This is a genomic window from Autumnicola edwardsiae, from assembly GCF_031846505.1.
Classification (GTDB): domain Bacteria; phylum Bacteroidota; class Bacteroidia; order Flavobacteriales; family Flavobacteriaceae; genus Autumnicola; species Autumnicola edwardsiae.
In genome coordinates this window covers 1-5,463 of sequence record NZ_JAVRHP010000140.1, presented here as the reverse complement: position 1 = coordinate 5,463, position 5,463 = coordinate 1, and the positions used below count along the sequence as shown (strand labels likewise).

Below are 5,463 nucleotides of genomic sequence, written 5' to 3'. Positions count from 1 at the left end.
TCATACTGAAGTCACTGCTGAAGATCTTTCAGAAAAACTGCAGGCTTTTACCAGGAAAATTCAGGCGTTACAGGAGCAGAAAAAGGAAAAACTGAGTGAATATTCTTATCAGAAGTCCCGGTTTTTATCAGAATTAAGAGAAGTTTCGTTTCAGCTTAATGAAAAAAACCTTTCGGAAAGTCTCCGGCAATTAAAGGAGCTGAAAAAAGAAGCAAGTCGAAAATTGGCAAATTTGAGTGCCGACCTTAAAGCACTGGATCTTCAGCATCCTGAAAAAGAGAAAAAGCAACTTCAGCAACATTTAAAACTGGCACGGGAAGCGACACGGGATTTCTATAATATCGAAAAAACTTCAGAAGAAATTGAAAAATTAACTTCTGAAAAGGAAATTATTGCTCCAAAACTTAAAAACCTTCCTGAAGAGATCGAAAAAGCCGAAAATACTTCAGAAAAGCTTAAAAATCTGCTGGAAAATCTGAATTTAAAAAAGGAAAATCAACTTTTAAGAGCAAGCCTGGAAGAACACCGGCTGAATTTAAAAGACGGGGAAGCCTGCCCTTTATGTGGCGCGCTGGAACATCCTTTTGCACAGGATTTACCCGCAAAAGATGATTCTCTGGACCGGGAAATTGCCAAAACTGAGAAAGAATTGCAGGAATGGACCAGAAAACTGAATTCTGCAAGCCTGAATTATAAGATTTTGAAGGAGCGGCTGCAGGAACTGGACGAAAATCTGAAAGCTGCAGTAAAAAAGGCCAATCATCAAAAACTGCAATTTTCGGCAAAATATGCGGTGCTCCCCAAAGCTGAAAATAGTGAGGGCTGGGAAAATAATTGTACCGCATATGAAAATCTGCTAAATCAACTTGAGCAGTACGAAAAAGGGCAAAAAACAGCATCAGCAATTTCTGCAGGAATTCCTGCTCTCCAAAAACTTATAGAAATCCTGCAGGAAGGGAAGGAACTAAAGCAAAAACTTGACAAGTTTTATAAAGGAGATGATGTTTATCGTGATAGTCAGCAGTTTCAAAATAGCTGGATACGCAATTTGGAAGAAAAGAAGAATTTAACTGCAAAACACGAGGAAATCGGGAAAACTTCCGAAGAAAAAGAGGCTGCAAAATCCCAAATAGAAGCTGCACTTTCTCCCAAAGTTAGCGGGCAAGGCTTTGAAGCTATTGAGGATGCATTTAACGCGCTAATGCCAGATACGGAGTGCAATGCGCTGCGCTCTAAACGGGAAACTGTTCAAAAGCAAATTGATACTATTTCTGCTTCACTAAATATTCTAAATGCGCAATTGGAAACTTCCAAAAAAATGGATGTCGAAAAAGAAAGAGAGGCTTTAATTAAGGAACTTGAAGCGCAAAAAGAAAAACTTCAGAATATAAGCGACGAGTGCAAAGAAATTGACCGGATCATTAAAAATCATGATGAAAACGTGGAGCGCCTGGCAACATTAAAATCTGAAATTGCCGAAAAAGAGAAGCAGACCAAAAGATGGCGGCTGCTAAATGAGTTGATTGGGGATTCTAAGGGTAAAAATTTCAATGATTTTGCCCAGGATTTAAGCCTGGGTCAGTTACTGCAGCTCGCCAATGTACGCCTAAAAGATCTTAGCGATCGTTACTACATAGATAAACCCGAAGAGGAGGAAGACGATGGGCTTGTAGCTATAGACGAGCATATGGGCGGGCAGCGACGTTCGGTAAAAACACTTTCCGGAGGAGAAACTTTTATCCTGAGCCTTTCGATGGCTTTGGCGCTTTCTGATCTGGCGTCTAAAAATGTGGAAATAAACAGCCTTTTTATCGATGAAGGTTTTGGAACGCTGGATCCTGAAACACTGGATCAAACACTGGATACACTGGAAAAACTGCAGGCCGAATCATCAAAAACCATCGGAATTATAAGCCACGTAGATTCGCTGAAAGAACGTATTGCAACTCAAATTCGGTTAACCAGAAACGGACAGGGATACAGTAGTCTGGAAGTGAATTAGTTGGTAGGCTGTAGACGATAGACGGTAGTAGTTAAAGAGTTAAAAAGTGAAAAAGTGGAAAGTGAAGAGTATACAGTTCAATTTTTTGCCGGGACATACTTATTAGCTTATGAAAGTGAAGAGTTAAAGAGAAAAAAAGTGAAAAAGTGAGACTGATATTTATACTGCCGATAAAGGAGCTACCTTTTAATTTGTTTTTTTCTTATATCAGCAAACCTGAAGTAGGTTAATCCTTTCCACAACCACTCTACCGGTCCCTGATTGAAATGTTGAAGCCAGAATTGGCTGAATTTCAGTTGGAAATAAAGAAGGACAGCAAAGAAAAAAATATTTACTGCAGGAGATGTTTTATCGAATAAGCCCAGTCCAAAGTGATAAAAAAGCAGCAATCCAAAAACCGTTTGCATCAGGTAATTCGTTAAAGCCATTCTTCCCATAGCTCAAAGCGGCCTGAGCACGTTGTAAAAAAAACTGCTTCTAAATAAAAGCGTGATGCCGGTAATATAAAAAATCGTAAGGCAGGCATTATAGATACTGAAAAGGAAGCTTGCCAGCCATCTTAATTGCGGAATTACTTTAATGCCGGGAATAGTAACAAAATCAAAAATGTACATCAATAATCCAACGAACAGCAGGAAAAGAACAGCTTTTTCAGTAGTAATATTCCATCTTCTGAATTTGGTAAGATTTTTTTCTATGGAAGTAAACAATCTTGTAAAACCGGCGTAAAATCCAAGCAGAAAGTATCCGAAAGTCATCAACAACCTTCCGCTTTCAAGCTGATATTCAATTTTCGCCGGCCAGGAATTCCAGTTGCTCTTTACAACAGCAAGAAAATCTGCGTTTTTTACAAGAGCATAATATTTGTCTGCCTCTTCGTCCATAGGCAAACTAACTTCAGCATCAAGTGGTTCTGCCTGGAAAAGATCATAAATATGCGTGGGAAGGTTAACAATTAGCAACAAAGAAAGGATGAGAAGCAGCTTGGGAGAAAGCCGACGGAAGAACAGCAGTAATATTCCTAAAACGGCATAAATAGCTAAAATATCCCCCCGCCATAACAAGTGATGTGCAATTCCGATAAGGAAAAGAAGGAATAAACGCCAGCTATAAACTCTGACAAAGCCAACTTTTGATTGGTTTCTATTAAAATGCAGATAAAAACTTAGTCCGAATAAAAAGGAAAAAACGGAGAAAAATTTTCCAAATACAAGGGCACCAAAAATAGCCATTGCTATTCCATCTGGTGTGCTGTCGTATTTAGAATAGACTTCTGCTGGAACTCCAGCGCCTGTATACCAGATGATCATGTGGGCGTATAGGATACCTGCCAGCGCGAATCCTCTTAATACATCAATGGTATCAATTCTTTTTTTGGAAGTTGTAATGCTACTCTCACCCATAATATGCTACTGCACAGCGCACCTTATTTTTCAGCAAATGTACGGCAAGAATATGTTTATGGGTAATTGGCTAACTGGGACCGCAGACTTGTCGGCTTAGTAGTTTTCTTACTAGTTTCTGAAATTAAATTTTTCAATGAAACCGTTATTTACGATGAACCGACTTGTACGCTGCTATTTATTCTTTCTTGAATAGAAATTCTCCACCTCCCTGTTTCAACGTCACTTCATTTTCGGTTGGATTGAATTCCAAAGTTATTCCTGCTTGTTCATATGTAAAGATATCTTCGACAGTTGCTTCTAAAGGAAAAGCTTTTTGTCCAGTTGCTTGCGTAATTAAAGTATTCCCCTGCTTTGTACATGTGATTTTAAGTGGTATCTGATCACTTGAATATGTTCCTAAATATTTTTCTAAATCTTCCGAAGTTAATTCTATTGTTTCGAAATTGGGCAAATCGTATGAATTATTATAGAAAGTGGCTAATACTGCTAACAAAATATTATTTTTATTATAATTCACCCCGTTCGAACTTAAGCTAATTGTCAACTTGTCTTCTGGGAAATAACTAACAACCGATTCAAATCCATCTATACCACCTGTATGCCCGTAGCTTATTTTATCATTATAAGGGAATTGAAGCATTCCTAAACCATAACCATTTTCTATATTTTTCATTAAATTCAAGCTTTTATCTGAAATTATATTTCCTATAAACAGCTGTTCTATGAAAGTCTTTAAATCTTTAGGATTAGAAACTATGCCGCCCGCACCTTTTGGAATAGACATATCTGTCTCTTTTTCTTTTTTCCATTCACCTAAAAATTTATAGGAATATGCTTCATTATTTTCACTACTAATTTTCTTACCATAATAAGTGTTATTTAGATGTAGCGGTTTTACAATTTTTTGATTTAATATCTTTTGGAATGATTGCTTGTAAATATCCTCTAAAATAAATGTCAACAGAACAAAGTTTGAATTACTGTACTGGCTCTTGGAGCTAGGTTCAAAATCATTCTTAAAATTTGAAATTTTTTTAAGCATATCTTCTTTGGATTGAAAACTTGTATTCCAACTAAAGTAATCTTCATTCCTAGTAAAGTCGTGAATACCGCTGCTATGGTTTAATAAATTTTTAATAGTGATTTGATGTGAATTGTCAATTTTCGGAAAGTATTTTCCTATGGGCTGGTCCAATTCTAATTTCCCTTCCTCAACTGCATTTAGTATTAAAGTAGCTGTAAACATTTTAGAAATTGAACCTATTCTATACTTTGTTAAGCTGTCAGCTTTAATTTTATTTTCCACATCGGCAAAACCTATGGAATTTGAATAAATCGTTTTTTGATCTTGAGAAACCACTAAAGTTCCCATAAACTTGTTATGCTGTTCTAAAAGTTGAAATAGGCTGTCTAGCTTTTTCGTATTAAGATTTTGAGATAAACAAATTGCTGAAATGAAAAGCAGTAATGATGTTATAATTAATTTTTTCATGTTATTAATTTTTATTGATTGATCTTTTAAATTTTAATAAGAGAGTTATAATTATGTAAGAGATTAGAATTGCAAGAATCATTGCAGGAATAAACCAATTACCTAAAACTTCAGAAATGTTAGGGTTTTTTAGATAACCTTCGTTAAGCCTTCCAATAGCCATAAATGAATCATTCTTAAAGAAAAGTCCAACGTGATCTGGATTGCGTAATTTGGCATATATGAGAAACACAAAACCTAATAAGCCTATATAGAGTATGCCAAAGAATAAATAGGAAATTCCGTTAGTGATATTAAGTGCCAGGGCTTTAAATAAATGAATAGGATTGAAAGTACGGGTAGCTTGTTCTAATTTTTTATCAGCGATTAAAGGTTTTAAAACCTCCCCGGTTCTCCAAGTTTATCTAAGATGTCAAGTAATTGATTGGTTTCATTTCCTTTGTGTTTTCTGGTTAGTCCCTCATAAATATGGCTATTAAACTCCAATAGAACTTCTTTCTGGTCACTTTTTGATAATGATGAGACAGTTTTCTCTATTCGATTCATGTAGTTCTTGTAAATGC

General features: G+C 36.1%; 5 protein-coding genes. 1 reads left to right on the top strand and 4 read right to left on the bottom strand.

Going from position 1 to position 5,463, the window contains the following annotated elements; all coding sequences use genetic code 11:
* Positions 1-2,002: SbcC/MukB-like Walker B domain-containing protein (locus RM529_RS15780; protein ID WP_311485711.1), on the top strand; the 2,002-nt coding region annotated here is incomplete at its 5' end.
* 179 nt (positions 2,003-2,181) lie between these two features.
* Here the strand turns inward: RM529_RS15780 and RM529_RS18170 are convergent.
* The 4 genes from RM529_RS18170 to RM529_RS15765 form a co-directional block, all read right to left on the bottom strand.
* Positions 2,182-2,430 (bottom strand): DUF418 domain-containing protein, encoded by a 249-nt coding sequence (locus RM529_RS18170; protein ID WP_432264542.1) that lies wholly within the window; start codon positions 2,428-2,430, stop codon positions 2,182-2,184.
* Positions 2,431-2,442: 12 nt separating this feature from the next.
* Positions 2,443-3,405, bottom strand: a complete 963-nt coding sequence (locus RM529_RS15775; protein WP_311485710.1) for a DUF418 domain-containing protein — start codon at positions 3,403-3,405, stop codon at positions 2,443-2,445.
* Between the two features lie 178 nt (positions 3,406-3,583).
* Complete coding sequence (locus RM529_RS15770; RefSeq protein ID WP_311485709.1) at positions 3,584-4,900, bottom strand: serine hydrolase domain-containing protein; 1,317 nt, start codon at positions 4,898-4,900, stop codon at positions 3,584-3,586.
* 375 nt (positions 4,901-5,275) lie between these two features.
* Positions 5,276-5,463: HAAS signaling domain-containing protein (locus RM529_RS15765; protein WP_432264541.1), on the bottom strand; the 188-nt coding region annotated here is incomplete at its 5' end.